At 73.0% G+C, this 15,293-nt stretch carries 14 protein-coding genes; 2 read left to right on the top strand and 12 right to left on the bottom strand.

Features of this window, described 5'->3' with window-relative positions:
• Positions 1 to 52: 52 nt before the first annotated feature.
• A complete protein-coding gene (locus ABZT14_RS23420; protein WP_356305933.1) occupies positions 53 to 313 on the top strand; it encodes a hypothetical protein in 261 nt (86 codons plus the stop codon).
• Between the two features lie 76 nt (positions 314 to 389).
• Here the strand turns inward: ABZT14_RS23420 and der are convergent, their stop codons facing one another.
• The 4 genes from der to ABZT14_RS23440 form a co-directional block, all read right to left on the bottom strand.
• Complete coding sequence (gene der / locus ABZT14_RS23425) at positions 390 to 1,856, bottom strand: ribosome biogenesis GTPase Der (protein WP_356305935.1); 1,467 nt, start codon at positions 1,854 to 1,856, stop codon at positions 390 to 392.
• A gap of 91 nt (positions 1,857 to 1,947) precedes the next feature.
• Entirely contained in the window at positions 1,948 to 2,568 is a 621-nt protein-coding gene (locus ABZT14_RS23430) for a lysophospholipid acyltransferase family protein (protein ID WP_356306009.1), read from the bottom strand.
• Between the two features lie 50 nt (positions 2,569 to 2,618).
• Entirely contained in the window at positions 2,619 to 3,338 is a 720-nt protein-coding gene (cmk, locus tag ABZT14_RS23435; RefSeq protein WP_356305936.1) for a (d)CMP kinase, read from the bottom strand.
• A 104-nt stretch (positions 3,339 to 3,442) separates the two neighbouring features.
• The gene (locus ABZT14_RS23440) at positions 3,443 to 4,531 is read right to left on the bottom strand and encodes a prephenate dehydrogenase (protein WP_356305938.1); all 1,089 of its coding nucleotides are present in this window, start codon (positions 4,529 to 4,531) and stop codon (positions 3,443 to 3,445) included.
• Between the two features lie 205 nt (positions 4,532 to 4,736).
• On the opposite strand from ABZT14_RS23440, the gene ABZT14_RS23445 reads away from it, so the two are divergent.
• Complete coding sequence (locus ABZT14_RS23445) at positions 4,737 to 5,447, top strand: nucleotidyltransferase domain-containing protein (RefSeq protein WP_356305940.1); 711 nt, start codon at positions 4,737 to 4,739, stop codon at positions 5,445 to 5,447.
• On the opposite strand, the gene ABZT14_RS23450 is transcribed toward ABZT14_RS23445, so the two are convergent.
• The 8 genes from ABZT14_RS23450 to ABZT14_RS23485 all read right to left on the bottom strand — a co-directional run bounded on the left by ABZT14_RS23450 (position 5,437) and on the right by ABZT14_RS23485 (position 15,272).
• Positions 5,437 to 6,282: a nucleotidyltransferase domain-containing protein gene (locus tag ABZT14_RS23450; RefSeq protein ID WP_356305942.1), complete on the bottom strand. Its 846-nt coding sequence runs from the start codon at positions 6,280 to 6,282 to the stop codon at positions 5,437 to 5,439. The genes ABZT14_RS23445 and ABZT14_RS23450 overlap by 11 nt on opposite strands.
• 86 nt (positions 6,283 to 6,368) lie before the next feature.
• The gene (locus ABZT14_RS23455) at positions 6,369 to 7,439 is read right to left on the bottom strand and encodes a pseudouridine synthase (RefSeq protein ID WP_356305944.1); all 1,071 of its coding nucleotides are present in this window, start codon (positions 7,437 to 7,439) and stop codon (positions 6,369 to 6,371) included.
• Positions 7,440 to 7,463: 24 nt separating this feature from the next.
• The gene (scpB, locus tag ABZT14_RS23460) at positions 7,464 to 8,126 is read right to left on the bottom strand and encodes an SMC-Scp complex subunit ScpB (protein ID WP_356305946.1); all 663 of its coding nucleotides are present in this window, start codon (positions 8,124 to 8,126) and stop codon (positions 7,464 to 7,466) included.
• Positions 8,123 to 9,517: a segregation/condensation protein A gene (locus ABZT14_RS23465; RefSeq protein ID WP_356305948.1), complete on the bottom strand. Its 1,395-nt coding sequence runs from the start codon at positions 9,515 to 9,517 to the stop codon at positions 8,123 to 8,125. Before ABZT14_RS23465 ends, scpB begins: the two co-directional genes overlap by 4 nt.
• Before the next feature lie 70 nt (positions 9,518 to 9,587).
• A complete protein-coding gene (locus ABZT14_RS23470) occupies positions 9,588 to 10,280 on the bottom strand; it encodes a hypothetical protein (RefSeq protein WP_356305950.1) in 693 nt (230 codons plus the stop codon).
• The gene (locus ABZT14_RS23475) at positions 10,265 to 11,284 is read right to left on the bottom strand and encodes a ParA family protein (RefSeq protein ID WP_356306011.1); all 1,020 of its coding nucleotides are present in this window, start codon (positions 11,282 to 11,284) and stop codon (positions 10,265 to 10,267) included. Before ABZT14_RS23475 ends, ABZT14_RS23470 begins: the two co-directional genes overlap by 16 nt.
• 589 nt (positions 11,285 to 11,873) lie before the next feature.
• Positions 11,874 to 12,989, bottom strand: coding sequence for an alanine dehydrogenase (ald, locus tag ABZT14_RS23480; RefSeq protein ID WP_356306014.1), 1,116 nt, complete (start codon positions 12,987 to 12,989; stop codon positions 11,874 to 11,876).
• A gap of 189 nt (positions 12,990 to 13,178) precedes the next feature.
• Positions 13,179 to 15,272, bottom strand: a complete 2,094-nt coding sequence (locus tag ABZT14_RS23485; RefSeq protein ID WP_356305952.1) for a tetratricopeptide repeat protein — start codon at positions 15,270 to 15,272, stop codon at positions 13,179 to 13,181.
• Positions 15,273 to 15,293 lie beyond the last annotated feature (21 nt).

A 15,293-nucleotide genomic window follows, 5' to 3' on the forward strand; every position in this document is an offset into this window, starting at 1 on the left:
CCACGCCCTTCCGTCCGGCCAGGCCGCCAGGAACGGACCGGGGATTCCGGGTATGCGCCACGCCCAGGACACCCGGGAACGCCGGTCCGGGGGGTTTCCCGCGACACCGATCTTCGACGCCCTCTACGCGGAGTACCAGCGGATGTTCCGCGCGCTGCCGGGCGACAGAAGCGGCGAGGAGGCACTGCGCTTCGAGGGGTTCGGCACCGTGCACGGCACCGGCAGCCTGGGTCCGGTGACCCCACGCGCGCCCCGCCGACACGAGAACGGTTCGACGCCGGCGCTGCCCCCGGGCCGGCCACGCGAGCGGTGAACCACCCACGCGCCAGGGCGCGTTCGGATCCCCCGATCCGAACGCGCCCTTTCGTTCGTTCCCGGCGTCCCGCCGGTCACTTCCGCTTGGAGCGCTTCTCCCGCACCCGTACCGACATGTGGATCGGGGTGCCCTCGAAACCGAACTCCTCGCGCAGCCTGCGCTCCACGAAGCGGCGGTAGCCCGCCTCCAGGAAGCCCGAGGCGAACAGCACGAAGCGCGGCGGACGCGTACCGGCCTGGGTACCGAACAGGATGCGCGGCTGCTTGCCCCCACGGACCGGGTGCGGGTGGGAGGCGACGATCTCCCCCAGGAACGAGTTGAGCCGGCCGGTCGGCACCCGGGTCTCCCAGCCCGCCAACGCGGTCTCGATCGCCGGCACCAGCTTCTCCATGTGCCGGCCGGTACGGGCGGAGACGTTGACCCGGGGGGCCCAGCGCACCTGCACCAGGTCCCGTTCGATCTCCCGCTCCAGGTAGAAGCGGCGCTCCTCGTCCAGGGTGTCCCACTTGTTGTACGCCAGCACCAGGGCCCGGCCGGCGTCCACCGCCATGGTGATGATGCGCAGGTCCTGGACGCTGATGGGTTCGCTGACGTCCAGCAGCACCACCGCGACCTCGGCCTTCTCCAGGGCGGCGGCGGTACGCAGCGAGGCGTAGTAGTCGGCGCCCGCCTGGAGGTGGACGCGGCGCCGGATGCCGGCGGTGTCCACGAACTTCCAGGTCACGCCGCCCAGTTCGACCAGCTCGTCCACCGGGTCGCGGGTGGTGCCGGCCGTCTCGTTGACCACCACCCGGTCCTCGCCGGCGACCTTGTTCAGCAACGAGGACTTGCCGACGTTGGGCCGACCGATCAGGGCCACCCTGCGGGGGCCGCCCACGGCCGCCCCGAAGCTCTCCGGGGGCGCCTGCGGAAGCACCCGCAGCACCTCGTCCAGCATGTCCCCGGTGCCGCGTCCGTGGAGCGCCGACACCGGGTGCGGCTCACCCAGGCCCAACGCCCACAGCATCGCCGCGTCGGCCTCGCCGGAGAGGCCGTCCACCTTGTTGGCGCACAGCACCACCGGCTTGCCCGCCCGCCGCAGCAGCTTCACCACGGCCTCGTCGGTGTCGGTGGGCCCGACCTGGGCGTCCACCACGAACACCACCGCGTCGGCGGCCTCCACCGCGAACTCGGCCTGGGCGGCCACCGAGGCGTCGATGCCCAGCACGTCCTGCTCCCAGCCTCCGGTGTCCACCACCTTGAAGCTGCGCCCGGCCCACTCTGCCTGGTACGTGACCCGGTCGCGGGTGACTCCCGGCCGGTCCTCGACGACCGCCTCCCGGCGACCGATGATCCGGTTCACCAGGGTGGACTTGCCGACGTTGGGCCGGCCGACCACGGCCAGCACCGGCAGCGGTCCCGCGCCGGCCTGGTCGAGGGCGCCCTCGACCTCCTCGGACTCGAAGCCCTCCTCCTCGGCGAGCCGCATGAACTCCGCGTACTCGGCGTCGCCCAGTGCGCCGTGCCCGTGCTCCTGACCCGTCTGGTCCTGCTCGCTCATGGTTCTCTCGTCCTCGTCATCCTCGATGAGGGCCCGCCCGGGGCCCGTGGGGAACCGGTCGGGGCCTCGCGCGGCCCCACCCGTTCCTGGCTCAGCGCCCGGTCTCCCGCCGAGCTTCCTTCAGGTGGGAGGCCAGCCGGTCCCGCAGGGTGTCGGTGGCCTCGTCCAGCATCCGGCGGGTACGCCGACCACTGCCGTCACCGAGCTGGAAGGGGTCACCGAAGACCACGTCCACCCGGCCCCTCAGGGGTGGCAGCGCCGGTATCAGCCGGCCCCGGGCCTCGTGCCCGGAGGTGCCCAGCACGGCCACCGGCATCACCGGTGCTCCCGAGCGGAGGGCGAAGTAGGCGAGGCCGGCGCGTACCGAGGCGAAGTCGCCCTCGCCACGGGTGCCCTCGGGGAAGATCCCCAGCACCTCGCCGCGCTCCAGCACCTCCAACGCCCCGATGACCGCCGCCCGGTCGGCCGCCGTACGGTTCACCGACAGCTGGCCGATGGAGCGCAGGAAGGGGCCGATCGGGCCGACGAACGCCTCCTGCTTCACCAGGCAGCGCACCGGCCGGGGGGAGAGCCCCAGCAGCAGCGGCCCGTCCACGAAGTGGCTGTGGTTGACGGCGAGGATCACCGGCCCGGTGGCCGGCATCCGCCACTCCCCCAGCACTCGGGTACGCCACATGGTGCGGGTGACCGAGGAACCCAGCCAGTGCCCCACACGCGTACCGCGCGAGGAGACCTGGGCCGGTCGCGAGGAGCGGCGTACGGTCACGAGGGAGTCCGCTGCGCCTTCTCGGCCACGGTGTTCTCGACCAGGGTGACCACGCACTCGATGACCTGCTCCAGGCTCAGTTCGGTGGTGTCCACCTCGACCGCGTCCTCGGCCCGCTTCAGCGGGGAGGCCTTGCGGCTGGAGTCGGCCGCGTCCCGCTGGACCAGCGCCGCCCGGGTGGCCGCCAGGTCCACGGTCCCGCTACCCGCGCGGGCCTTCAGCTCGCCGCCCCGGCGGGAGGCGCGGGCCTCCGGGGAGGCGGTGAGGAAGACCTTGAGGTCGGCGTCGGGCAGCACGGTGGTGCCGATGTCCCGGCCCTCGACCACGATGCCGTACGAGGCCTCGGCGGCGATCCGCCGCTGCAGTTCGGTGATCCGGGCCCGCACCTCGGGCACCGCGCTGACGGCGCTGACCGCCGAGGTCACCTCCTGGGTGCGGATCGGCCCGGAGGCGTCCTGGCCGTCGACGGTGATGGTGGGTGCCGAGGGGTCGGTGCCGGAGACGATCGCGGGGCGCCCGGCGAGGGCGGCCACCGCCTGGGGGTCGTTCACGTCCACGGACTGGCCCAGCATCCACCAGGTGATGGCCCGGTACTGCGCTCCGGTGTCGAGGTAGCTCAGGCCCAGCTTGGCGGCGACCGCCCTGGAGGTGCTGGACTTGCCCGTGCCGGAGGGGCCGTCGATCGCGACGATCACTGCTGCCGAGACGGATTCCACGGGCGGGACACCTTTCGTCGGGGTGCGTTGCGGGGCCGGCGCGCGAACGGGCCGGGAAGGGGACCCGAATGGCCCCGCACAAGGCTACCGGCAACCCCGTACGGTCACTGCCGCCGGATGCCCCATCCCCGCTCCCGTAGCGCCGCGGTGAGCGCCGACACCTGGCTGGGCTCCACCATCAGCTGCACGTAGCCGGCCTCCTGGGCGGTGGCGTGCTCGATGCGGACGTCCTCGACGTTGACGCCCGCCTCGCCGGCGTCGGCGAAGATGCGCGCCAGCTCGCCGGGCCGGTCGCTGATGAGGATCGAGACGGTGTCGTAACTCGCCGGCGCCTGGCCGTGCTTGCCCGGTACCCGGGAGCGGCCGGCGTTGCCCCGGCGCAGGATGGCCTCGATGGCCTCCACCCCCTCGGTGCGCTGGGACTCCTCGGCGGCCTCCAGGGCGCGCAGCGCCTCCACGGTGCGGCCCAACTCGCCGGCCACCTCGGACAGTACGTCGGCCACCGGCCCGGGGTTGGCGGACAGGATGTCCATCCACATCCGGTGGTCGGAGGCGGCGATCCGGGTCACGTCCCGGATGCCCTGACCGCACAGCCGTACCGCCGTCTCGTCGGCGGACTCCAGTCGGGCCGCCACCAGGCTGGACACCAGCTGGGGGGTGTGCGACACCAGGGCGACGGCACGGTCGTGGGCGTCGGCGTCCATCACCACCGGCACCGCCCGGCACAGGGCCACCAGTTCCAGGGCGAGGTTGAGCACCTCGGTGTCGGTCTCCGGCGTGGGCGTCAGCACCCAGGGGCGGCCCTCGAACAGGTCGGCGGAGGCGGCCAGCGGGCCCGAGCGCTCGCTGCCGGACATCGGGTGGGTGCCGAGGTAGCTGGTCAGGTCGCCGCCCAGCTTCTCCAGCTCCCTGCGGGGCCGGCCCTTCACGCTGCCCACGTCGATGTAGCCGTGCGCCAGTTCCTCGCGCTGTGCCTGGGCCAGGGTGGCGGTCAGGTGGGCGGGGGGCACCGCCACCACCGCCAGGTCCACCGGGCCCTCGGGGGGTTCCTCGGTGCCGGCGCCCAGCGCGGCGGCGGTACGCAGCCGCTCCGAGTTGTGGTCCCGCAGGTGGACCCGCACCCCCCTGGTGCTGAGCACCAGCGCCACCGAGGTCCCTATCAGCCCGGTGCCGATCACGGTCGCCGTTCTCACCGGGCGCCGCCCGAGGGTACGCCGGTGCACCGGCCACTGCCTGGTACCGCTGCTGTCGCTGCCGTCATGGCCCTCGCTCCTCGCTGCTCGCCGTGCTGGGGATCAGCCTATGCAGCCGTACCGGGGTACGCGCCGCGAGGTACACCTGGTGGGACGGCGCGGAAAACCGCTGGGCCCCGAGGGCGGGGCCGACGATGATGGGCGCATGTCCGTGCCCTCCCCGCACGCCCTGGTGCGCCAACACACCGTCTACTCCTGTGTGATGGGCTCCCGCGCCTTCGGACTGGCCACCGAGGACAGCGACACCGACCGTCGGGGGGTGTTCGCCGCACCCGCGTCCGCGTGGTGGGGCTTCGACAAGCCGCCCACCCACGTGGAGGGGCCCGCGCCCGAACAGTTCTCCTGGGAGGTGGAGCGGTTCTGCGCGCTGGGACTGCGCGCCAACCCCACCGTGCTGGAGTGCCTGCACTCCCCGGTGGTGGAGTACGTCGACGAGGTGGGCCAGGCCCTGCTGGACCTGCGCGGCGCCTTCCTGTCCCTGCGGGTGCGGGAGACCTTCGGCGGCTTCGCCGACCGGCAGGAGTCCCGGCTGCGGACGGCCGCCGCCCGGGGCGCGCCCCGCTGGAAGGCGGCGACACATCTGGTGCGGGTGCTGGTGACCTGCCGGGACCTGCTGCGCACCGGCCGGTTGCGGGTGGACGTGGGCACGCTACGCGAACCGTTGCTGGAGGTACGGCGCGGTGAACTGCCCTGGCCCCGGCTGGAGGAGTGGGTGAGCCGGCTCAGGGCCGAGATCGAGGAGGCGGCGGCCCGCAGCCCGCTGCCGGTGGAGCCGGACCGCGACCGGGTGGCCGACTTCCTGTTCCAGACCCGGCGGCGGTCGCTGCCGCCGGACGCGTGGCCGGTCAGCTCCTGACCCGTACCAGCAGCTCGTGCAACTCCTCGTGGCCCGAGGGCAGTTGGGGCAGGGTGGAGTCCCGCTCGGCGTCGTCGAGGACCTGGTGCAGCGCCTCGACCTGTCGGAGCGCCCGCTCCGGGTCCAGCCCGACGGCCGGGCCCTTCTCCGCCTCCTCCTTGACGGCCACCAGGTGCAGCAGCTCCTCCCGGGGCGCCTCGGGCACCTCCTCGACCAGGGTGGGCAGGTGGGCCAGCACCTGGTGGGAGCGCATCAGGTGTACGCCGGTGAGGAGCACCCGGAAGGTGTAGAGCAGCGGTTTCAGTTCCCCGGTCTTCTCCCACAGCCGCCACTGGGTGCGGGCGAAGCCCCGGTAGTGGTGGGCGTGGTGCCGGGTGAGCACCTTCGGGGAGAGCGCCACCAGTTCGGCGTGGGTGGGGCTGCTGCCGACCACCAGGGGGGACAGCAGCTGCTCCAGTACGTAGCCGTTGCGGCGCAGCAGCATCCGTACGAACTTCCGCAGGTCGTGGGTGACCAGGTCCCACTCCACCTCGTCCCGTACCCACATCCGGCTGTGGGTCTCCTCCGGTGCCCGCAGCCCGACCAGGTCGTCGACCGGCAGCAGGTGCACCCCTCTGAGGTCGACGTCCGAGTCGCGGGAGGGGAAGCCGTACAGGTGGGCGCCGGAGACCGTGACGAACAGCAGGGGGTGGCCGTCGCTCTCGGTCAACGGGTTGCCGAGCGGGGGGAGTTGGGCGGCGACCCGCTCCCGGGCGGTGAGGGGGTGGAGGGCCGTGCCACCGGGGGCCGGCTGGGGTACGGACTGGGGCGCCGTGGGGAGCGCTGGGGGCGTCATGCCCCCATGCTGTCGCGGCCGGTGGGCCGGACGCCAGGAGTTATTCGCCCCAATCGCCCGGCCCCCGGTGCCTCAGCCGGAACGGGTCAGAGCCCGACCTCGCGCATCAGCATCCCGACCTCGGTGTTGGTCATCCGGCGCAGCCAGCCGGACTTCTGGTCGCCCAGGGCGATGGGGCCGAAACGTACCCGGACCAGCCGGTCGACCGGGAAACCGGACTCGGCCAGCATCCGTCGCACGATGTGCTTGCGGCCCTCGTGCAGGGAGACCTCGACCAGGTAGTTCTTGCCGGTGTTCTCCACCACCCGGAAGTGGTCGGCGCGTGCGTACCCGTCCTCCAGCTCGATGCCGTCCTTCAGCCGGCGTCCCAGTTCCCTGGGCAACGGGCCCTGGATGGCGGCGAGATAGGTCTTGCGCACCCCGTACCGGGGGTGGGTGAGGCGGTGCGCCAGCTCGCCGTGGTTGGTGAGCAGGATCAGCCCCTCGGTCTCGGTGTCCAGCCGGCCGACGTGGAACAGCCGGGTCTCCCGGTTCTGGACGTAGTCCCCCAGGCACTGCCGGCCGTCCGGGTCCTCCATGGAGGAGACCACCCCGGCCGGCTTGTTGAGGGCGAAGAACACGTGGGACTGGGTGGCGACGGTCAGCCCGTCCACCTTGATCTCGTCGTGGTCGGGGTCGACCCGCACGCCCTGTTCGACCACGATCTTGCCGTTGACCTCCACCCGGGCCTGGTCGATCAGTTCCTCACAGGCACGGCGCGAGCCCATGCCGGCCCGGGCCAGCACCTTCTGGAGCCGCTCGCCCTCGGGTTCGTCGAAGGTCCTGGGGAGCTTGGCACGGGGTTCGGTGTGCCGGGCGCGGTTGCGCTCCTCGATCTGGGCGTCCAGCTCACGCGGCCGGGAGGGCGCCGTCCTGCGGCCCTGGCCCCGGCCCTTGGCGGGGGCGGCGGTGGGGCGTCCCCGGCCGTCGCGGCTGTCCTTGCCGGCGCCGGGGCCGCCGCCCTGGCCCTTGGGGCCCTGGCCCTTCTTGCCGCCGGGCGGGCCCTGGTCGTAGCGGCGCTCCTCCGGGCGCGGCCGGCCCGCGCGCTGTCGCTTGTCGTCGCGGGGGCCTCCCGCGCCTCGCCGGCCTCCGCCGCTGTTCTTGCCGCTGCTTCGCATCAGTGTTCCGTCGTCTCTGACTCGTTAGGAGTCGCCGCCATCGTCAACCCGGAACGAGGGCACGGCCTCTTGGCTGTCGCCCTCCACGGCGTCCGCCTCCGGCAGGAACGGCGCCAACTCGGGCAGCTCGTCCAGACCGCGCAGGCCCATACGTTCCAGGAAGTAGTTTGTCGTCCGGTACAGGATCGCACCTGTCTCGGGTTCGGTGCCCGCCTCCTCCAGCAGACCGCGCTGGAGCAGGGTACGCATGACCCCGTCGCAGTTGACACCGCGTACCGCCGAGACCCGGGAGCGACTGACCGGCTGCCGGTACGCCACCACGGCCAGGGTCTCCAGGGCGGCCTGGGTCAACCGGGCCTGCTGTCCGTCCAGGACGAACCGCTCCACCGCCTCCGCGTACTCGGGGCGGGTGTAGAACCGCCACCCTCCGGCAACCATACGCAGGTCGAAGCCCCGGCCCTGTCGCCGGTACTCCTCGGCCAGATCGTGCAGCGCCTCGTTGACCTGACGTCGGGGCCGCTCCAGCACCTTCGACAGGTGCGCCTCGGTCACCGGCTCGTCCACCACCATCAGCACCGCCTCCAGGGCGGGCCGCAGCTCCAGGTCGGCGACCGTGCTCGTCCCGGCGGGCGGGGGTACGGACTCCGGCACGGCCGGTGGGCTGGCGGGTGCTTCGGGCTCGGTCATCGGGCGGACTCCCCTGGTGGGCGGACGCCCTCGGGGGGCGCCGGTGGTTGGTCGAACTCGTCGGTGACGGTGGGGGCCAGGTCCTCCGCTCCGCTCCAGCGGATGGTCAACTCCCCCAGGGCCTCGGCCTGTTCCAGTTCCACCGCCTTCTCCCGGTACAGCTCCAGCAGGGCCAGGAAGCGGGCCACCACGGTGAGGGTGTCCCCGGTGTCGGCCACCAGGTCGGAGAAGGTCAGCTGCCCCCTCTCCCGCAGTCGGGCCACCACCACCTCGGCCTGTTCCCGCACGCTGACCAGGGGCGCGTGGATGTGCTCCACGTAGACCTGGGGCTCGGGTCTGGGCTGCATCGCCTTCACGGCCAGCCTGGCCAGCCCCTCGGCGCCCAGGGTGAGCACCACCTCCGGCAGCAGCTCCGCGTGGTGCGGTTCCAGACCGACCGTACGGGGATGGCGCAGCGCCTCTTGGGCCAACCGGCCCTGGAAGATGTCCGCGATCTCCTTGTAGGCGCGGTACTGCAACAGCCGGGCGAACAGCAGGTCCCGCGCCTCCAGCAGGGCCAGGTCCGCCTCGTCCTCGACCTCGGCGGTGGGCAGCAGCCGGGCCGCCTTGAGGTCCAGCAGGGTGGCGGCCACCACCAGGAACTCCGTCGTCTGGTCCAGGTCCCAGTCGGGTCCCATGGCCCGGATGTGGGCCATGAACTCGTCGGTGACCCGGTGCAGGGCGACCTCGGTGACGTCCAGCTTGTGCTTGGAGATCAGTTGGAGGAGCAGGTCGAAGGGGCCCTCGAAGTTATCCAGTACGACCCGGAACCCGCCGTCCTCCGGGGCGGGTTGCCCCTCCCCTCCCTCCCCCTGGTCCGGCTCCCCGGCCTCCTCCGGTGCCGCGACACCACTCCCGGACGGCTCCCCGCTGCCCTGCGGGCCCTCGCCCTCGTGGGGGGTGGCGGCCTCGGTGAGGTCGACCTCAGGAGCGGCCACCTCGGGGGCGGCGTCCCGTCCCGGCACCTCGACGGGCGCACTGCGGGAGTCGGCGGGACCTTCCGGGCCACTGGGCTCGTCGGGGCCACGGGAGTCACCGGAGTCGACGGAACCAGCACGTTCGCCACGGTCCCGGGTCCGCTCGGCCACCTCGGGGGCGGACTCAGGGGTGGTTTCCGGGGTGGCGGCCTCGTGGCTCTCCCGGGGGCGGGGCGGCCCGGCCTCACGGTCGGGGGGTCGGGGCGCCGGCTCGGGTTCGCTGGGGGTGGCCGGCTCCGGTACGGGTGCCTCGGCCGGTGCGTCCCGTACCTCGGTCGGCTCGGGCCCCTCCTCGGGGCGGCTGCCCGGGGGCGCGGCGCCGGGCCCACGGCCGAGGGGGCGGCGGGTGGCGGGGGAACCGTCGGACTGGGACATCGCGGGGCAGCGTACTGGGCGGGGTGCCGGTCGACCCCGACGGCTCACCCGTGGGGTCGACTGGGGGTGGTCAGCCGCTCCGCAGACGGCGTACCAGGATGCTGGCCTCGCCCCGGGACTCCAGGTCCGCCAGGACGACGGCCACCGCCTCCCGGACGATGCGGCCACGGTCGACGGCCAGCCCGTGTTCGCCGCGCAGCACCAGGCGGGCGTGCTCCAGGTCCATCAGCTCCTCGGCCGAGACGTAGACGGTGATCTTCTCGTCGTGCCGCTCCCGTCCGCTGGGTCGACGGGCGTTGCGGGGTCGGCGCGGGGCCGCGCCGGCGGCGGCCTGGCGGCCCTTGGCCGCCGCGCGGGAGCCGCCGGGACGTGCCGGTTCGGCCGGGTCACGGCGGCCCTTGCCCTGTTCGGGCACGGCACGGCGGGAACCGGGGCCGTCGTGCTCCCGGGCCCCGGCCTCGGTGCGGGACTCGGAGGGTGCCGCCTCACGCTCGTTCTCGGCGGCGCCTCCCTCCGGCGCGGTGGCGTGCTCGGGAGCGTCGGAGCCCGCGACGTCACCGGAGGCCGGGGTGGACGCGGGAGAGCCCACGTCACGCCGTGCGGCACCGCCCTTGTCGGCGCTTCTGTCGGTGTTTCTGTCAGCGTTCCTGTCGGCGTTCTTGCCGCCGTTGGTGTTCTGCTGGGGGTTGGTGGGTTGTACGGCCGAACCCGAGGTGGACCGGAACAGTTCGTCCGCCGCCGGGAGACTCACTCGGCGTGGCACCGGGCGAGCACCTCCCTGGCCAACTGTCGATAGGCCGCCGCCCCCACGGAGTTGGACGCGTAGGTGGTGATGGGCTCACCGGCGACCGTGGTCTCCGGGAAGCGCACCGTCCGTCCGATCACCGTGTGGTAGACGTTGTCGTCGAACGCCTCCACCACCCGGGCCAGGACCTCCCGGCTGTGCACGGTGCGGGAGTCGTACATGGTGGCCAGGATGCCGTCCAGCTCCAGCTCGGGGTTGAGCCGTTCCTGCACCTTCTCGATGGTCTCGGTCAGCAGGGCCACCCCGCGCAGCGCGAAGAACTCGCACTCCAGGGGGACGATCACCTTGTGGGCGGCGGTCAGGGCGTTGACCGTGAGCAGGCCCAGCGAGGGCTGACAGTCGATGACGATGAAGTCGTACTCGTTCATCAGGGGGCCCAACGCCCGCTGGAGCGTGGACTCCCGGGCCACCTCGCTGACCAGCTGCACCTCGGCGGCCGACAGGTCGATGTTGCTGGGCAGCAGGTCCATCCCGGCGACCGCGGTCTTCAACAGCACCTCGTCGGGCGCCATCCGGCGCTCCATCAGCAGGTTGTAGACCGTGAGTTCGAGCTCCATCGGGTTGACGCCCAGTCCGACGGACAGGGCACCCTGCGGGTCGAAGTCGACCAGCAGCACCCGGCGTCCGTACTCGGCGAGCGCGGCACCCAGGTTGATGGTCGAGGTGGTCTTGCCGACCCCGCCCTTCTGGTTGCACATCGCGATGATCTTGGCCGGTCCGTGCTCCTGCACCGGTCCGGGGATCGGGAAGTACGGGAGCGGTCTGCCGGTCGGGCCCACCCGCTCACGACGCTGCCGGGCGGCGTCGGGGGCGAGGGTGGCCGCGTACTCGGGGTCGGGCTCGTACTCCGCGTCAGGGTCGTAGAAGTGACCCTCGGGCAGTTCCTCGTAGTCGGCGAATCGGTCCCCGGACTGGCCGTCCGAGGGGCCGCCTGCCATGGCGTTCACGTGAGGGCCATCCATGCTCTGGTGGGCGGTCAGGCTCGGTGTGTCGGACTGCGGTGCGAGGCTCTGGGGCGGAGAGACAACGAGGGAGCCGACGGCCTCCCGGCCACCGACGCGCTGGTCCTCCACGGTCGTTCCTGGCTGACCGCCTCCGGGAGAAAATGTCGACTCAGTCACAAGTCGTCCTACCCCCTTAGTGGCTAAGGAACTTCTAGACAGGTCAGCGTGGCACCATGCCGACGTTTGGTGACTCTATGGCGTGGCGGCCCCCCTCAGCAACACAATCCACCGGACCCGACCGCATGTGTCGATGCCCCAACCCCCTTACGTCAAGGGCATTTCGGGCGCGTTCCGGGGCGACGGGAGACGCGAAACACAGCAAGTCCCCTAATCCCAGGGCGAGTTCGGGCCAACATAGCGACAAAACGATCAACTGGCGGCCACGCGGTTCACCCGCCGGAGTGTCATCGCCCACCACCTCCCACCGCACCTCGACCACCCCGGTGACCTCCTCCGCCGGCCACCCCCACGGCCAGGCCGGCACCAGGGCGCGGGCACGCCGAAGACGCCGCCCCCGCGTCGGGGACGGCGTCAACTCCGGCTGGGATCAGGCCAGTAGGGAGCCCAGGTCACGGGACCCCAGGCCGTGCGCCTCGGCCACCGGGCCGTAGACGACCTCACCCTCGTGGGTGTTGAGCCCCAGGGCCAACGCCGGGTCACGGCGCAGCGCGTCGCGCCACCCACGGTTGGCCAGCTCCACGATGTACGGGAGCGTGGCGTTGGTCAGGGCGTGGGTGGAGGTGTTGGGCACCGCGCCCGGCATGTTGGCGACGCAGTAGAAGACCGAGTCGTGCACCGGGAAGATGGGCTCGGCGTGGGTGGTGGGGCGGGAGTCCTCGAAGCAGCCGCCCTGGTCGATCGCGATGTCGACAAGGACACTTCCCGGCTTCATGCGGGAGACCAGCTCGTTGGTCACCAGCTTCGGCGCCTTCGCCCCCGGGATCAGCACCGCGCCGATCACCAGGTCCGCCTCCAGCACGGCCTTCTCCAGGGAGAAGGCGTTGGAGGTCACCGTCTGCACCTTGGTGCCGAAGATGCGGTCCGCCTCGCGCAGCTTGTTGATGTCCCGGTCCAGCAGGGTCACGTGGAAGCCCATGCCCACCGCGATCTGGGTGGCGCTCCAACCGGAGACGCCTCCGCCGATCACCACCGCGCGGCCGGCCGGCACCCCCGGTACGCCACCGGGCAGCACGCCCCGGCCGCCGGCGGAACGCATCAGGTGGTAGGCGCCCACCTGCGGGGCGATCCGGCCGGCCACCTCGGACATCGGGGCCAGCAGCGGCAGGGCGCGGCCGGCGGTCTCCACCGTCTCGTAGGCGATGGCGGTGGTGCCGGAGGACAGCAGCGCCTCGGTGCATTCGCGCGAGGCGGCCAGGTGGAGGTAGGTGAACAGGGTCTGGTCCTTGCGGAGCCGGTGGTACTCCTCGGCGATCGGCTCCTTGACCTTCAGCAGTAGGTCGGCGGTGCTCCACACCTCGTCCGCGGTGTCCAGCAGGTTCGCCCCGACCGCCGTGTACTCCTCGTCGGCGATGGAGGACCCCAGTCCCGCACCGCGCTCCACGTACACCTCGTGGCCGTTGCGCACCAACTCATGGGCGCCGGCCGGGGTGATGGCCACCCGGAACTCGTTGTTCTTCACCTCGCGAGGGATGCCGACCTTCACCTGGATCACGGTCCTTGCCTGGGATTGGATACGAACGCTGCGTGACGCGATGGACGCCGCGCGCGGGTCCGGCGCGGCCACGCACCGGAAGGGAACCGGGGACCCGGTGACCGGAGGGACGAGGGGCCGGGACCACCGCGGCAGCGCCAGTCTAATGAAGGATCTCGACCTGTCTAGCCTTGCAAACAATCAGTCCGTACCGGATTCGCTTGCGATTTCACAGGTCGGTCCAGTGGAAGGGTTGTCGTCCTCCTCCCCCGGACCGTCCCCGGACCCCAACAGCCGCTCCGCGCACCGGCGATGGGACCGCGCCTCGTCCGGCAACCCCAACCGCTCGCAGGCGTCCGCCAACCGCAGGCACAACGCCGCCTCCAACCGCCGTTCCCCGCACTCACGGGCCAGTCGCAGCGCCTCCCGGCAGGCCCGCGCCGACTCCTGGGGGCGCCCCCCGTACTCCAGCACCCTCGCCACCTCGCTGACGGCGCGGGCCTGTCCGGCCACGTCTCCCAGCCGGCGCCGTACCGAGGCCGCCGCCCGCCACTCCCGCAGCGCCAGGTCCCACTCGCCGGCGTACACGTGGGCCGCGCCGATACGGCCGTGCAACCGGGCCACCGCCTGGTCCTCGCCCCTGCTCTCCCGTAGCGCCAGGGCCCGCCCGTACCAGTCGGCGGCCCGCGCCCAGTCCCCCAGCTCCGCGTGCGTACCGCCCAGGGACTCCGCCGCCCGGGCCGAAGGGGCGTGGCCGTCCGCACAGCACTGCGCCGCTTCCAGGGCGGCGCGGTACCGGGACAGGGCCACCGGGAACCGGCCCACCGTGGCGTCCAGGTCCCCGAGGTTGAGCAGGGCCGCCGCCCGTTCCCGGTGCAGCCCGCCCCGGCCGGCCACCGACAGCACCAGCTCGTGCAGCCGGTACAGCTCGGGCGCCGCCTCCTCCGGGGGCAGGTGCGCCTCGTAGGCGCGGGCCAGCGAGGAGATCAACCGCCTTGCCAGGGTGTCGAGTTCGCCCTCCCCTTCGGCCACCGCGATCCGCACCGAGGCCCACAGCCAGTCCCGTCGGGGCTCCAGCCAGGTGTACGCGGCCCCGGGCGAGGTGAAGCGCAGTTCCCTCGGCAGCTCGGCGGCACCGCGCCGCGCCGGGGAACCGGGCGGCTGGGTGGTCGACCAGGCCGACCGCAGTTGCCGCACCAGACGTTCCAGCATCCGGGCCCGGGACAGCAGCCGTTCGGCCGGCCGCTCCCGTTCCTCCACCGCCTCCCTCAGCAACGGGTACAGGTGGGCGGGCACCCGGGCCCGGGTGGTGCCGTCCGGGCCCGGGTCAGCGGTCACGAACCCCAGCGAGGCCAGCCGTTCCAGCTGGGTACGGGCCTGTTCGGTGGAGCAGCCGGCCAGGGCGGAGGCGCTCAGTTCGTCCCCCTCGGCCAGCGGGGCCAGTGCCAGCAGCCGCAGCGTACGGGCGGTGGGGCCGGACAGCCCCTCGTAGGCCAGGGTGAAGGCCCGCGCCAGGCGGGGGTCGGCGCCACCGGCCGGCTCCGCCGGCAGCGGCGTCTGCTCCAGGTGACGGGTGGCCGCCGACACCGAGAGCCCGGGCCGCTCGGCCAACCAGGCCCCCACCAGGCGGAGCGCGGTGGGATGGTCCCCGCACGCCTCGGCCAGCGCCTCGGCGCTGCGCGGGTCCACCGTCAGCCGGGGGGTGGGGCCGCAGCAACGCGACAGCAAGGCCACCGAGGCGTCCCGTTCCAGGCCGCCGACGGTGCAGGGCCGGGCGCCGGACAGCCCCGGCAGCGGCCCGGCGGAGACGGCCACCACCAGCGCCTCCCGGCCGTCCGGCAGCAGGTCCAGTACCTGTTCGGAACTCTCCACCCCGTCCAGGACCAGCACCAGTCGCCGTCCGGCCACCGACCGGCGCCACAGGTCGAGCAGCTCCTCCTCGCCCGCCCCGGCCGGTGCCGCCTCGGCGCCGAGTTGGCGCAGCAGTTCGCGCAGCGCGCGCTCCAGGCAGCGGACGGAGCCGTCGGGGTGGGTGAGTTCCAGGCCCAGCAGGCCGTCGGGGTAGCCGCCGGCGACCTGGCGCAGGAGTTCCTCGACCAGGGCGGTGCGGCCGGTGCCGGGACGGCCGGCGACCAGCAGTACACGGGGGTGCGGGGCGGGGCGGCCGGCCAGGGTGTCCAGTCCCGCGCGGCCGATGTCGGCGCGCAGGGTACGCAGTTCCTGGGCCCGTCCGAGGAAGACACCGGCCGCGGTCACCCGCTCCGGCTCGTCCGTGTGCACCGCCTGATCCGTCACGGGTCACGCTCCCGTCCGCCT

The sequence above is a fragment of the Streptomyces sp. NPDC005438 genome, assembly GCF_040606315.1.
Classification (GTDB): domain Bacteria; phylum Actinomycetota; class Actinomycetes; order Streptomycetales; family Streptomycetaceae; genus Streptomyces.

What these genes read in the sequence shown, in the direction of transcription:
- ABZT14_RS23420 (WP_356305933.1), top strand. Translation starts at nt 53, where the DNA reads ATGCGCCACGCCCAGGACACCCGGGAACGCCGGTCCGGGGGGTTTCCC.
- der (WP_356305935.1), bottom strand. Translation starts at nt 1,856, where the DNA reads ATGAGCGAGCAGGACCAGACGGGTCAGGAGCACGGGCACGGCGCACTG.
- ABZT14_RS23445 (WP_356305940.1), top strand. Translation starts at nt 4,737, where the DNA reads ATGTCCGTGCCCTCCCCGCACGCCCTGGTGCGCCAACACACCGTCTAC.
- ABZT14_RS23450 (WP_356305942.1), bottom strand. Translation starts at nt 6,282, where the DNA reads ATGACGCCCCCAGCGCTCCCCACGGCGCCCCAGTCCGTACCCCAGCCG.
- ABZT14_RS23455 (WP_356305944.1), bottom strand. Translation starts at nt 7,439, where the DNA reads ATGCGAAGCAGCGGCAAGAACAGCGGCGGAGGCCGGCGAGGCGCGGGA.
- scpB (WP_356305946.1), bottom strand. Translation starts at nt 8,126, where the DNA reads ATGACCGAGCCCGAAGCACCCGCCAGCCCACCGGCCGTGCCGGAGTCC.
- ABZT14_RS23465 (WP_356305948.1), bottom strand. Translation starts at nt 9,517, where the DNA reads ATGTCCCAGTCCGACGGTTCCCCCGCCACCCGCCGCCCCCTCGGCCGT.
- ABZT14_RS23475 (WP_356306011.1), bottom strand. Translation starts at nt 11,284, where the DNA reads ATGGATGGCCCTCACGTGAACGCCATGGCAGGCGGCCCCTCGGACGGC.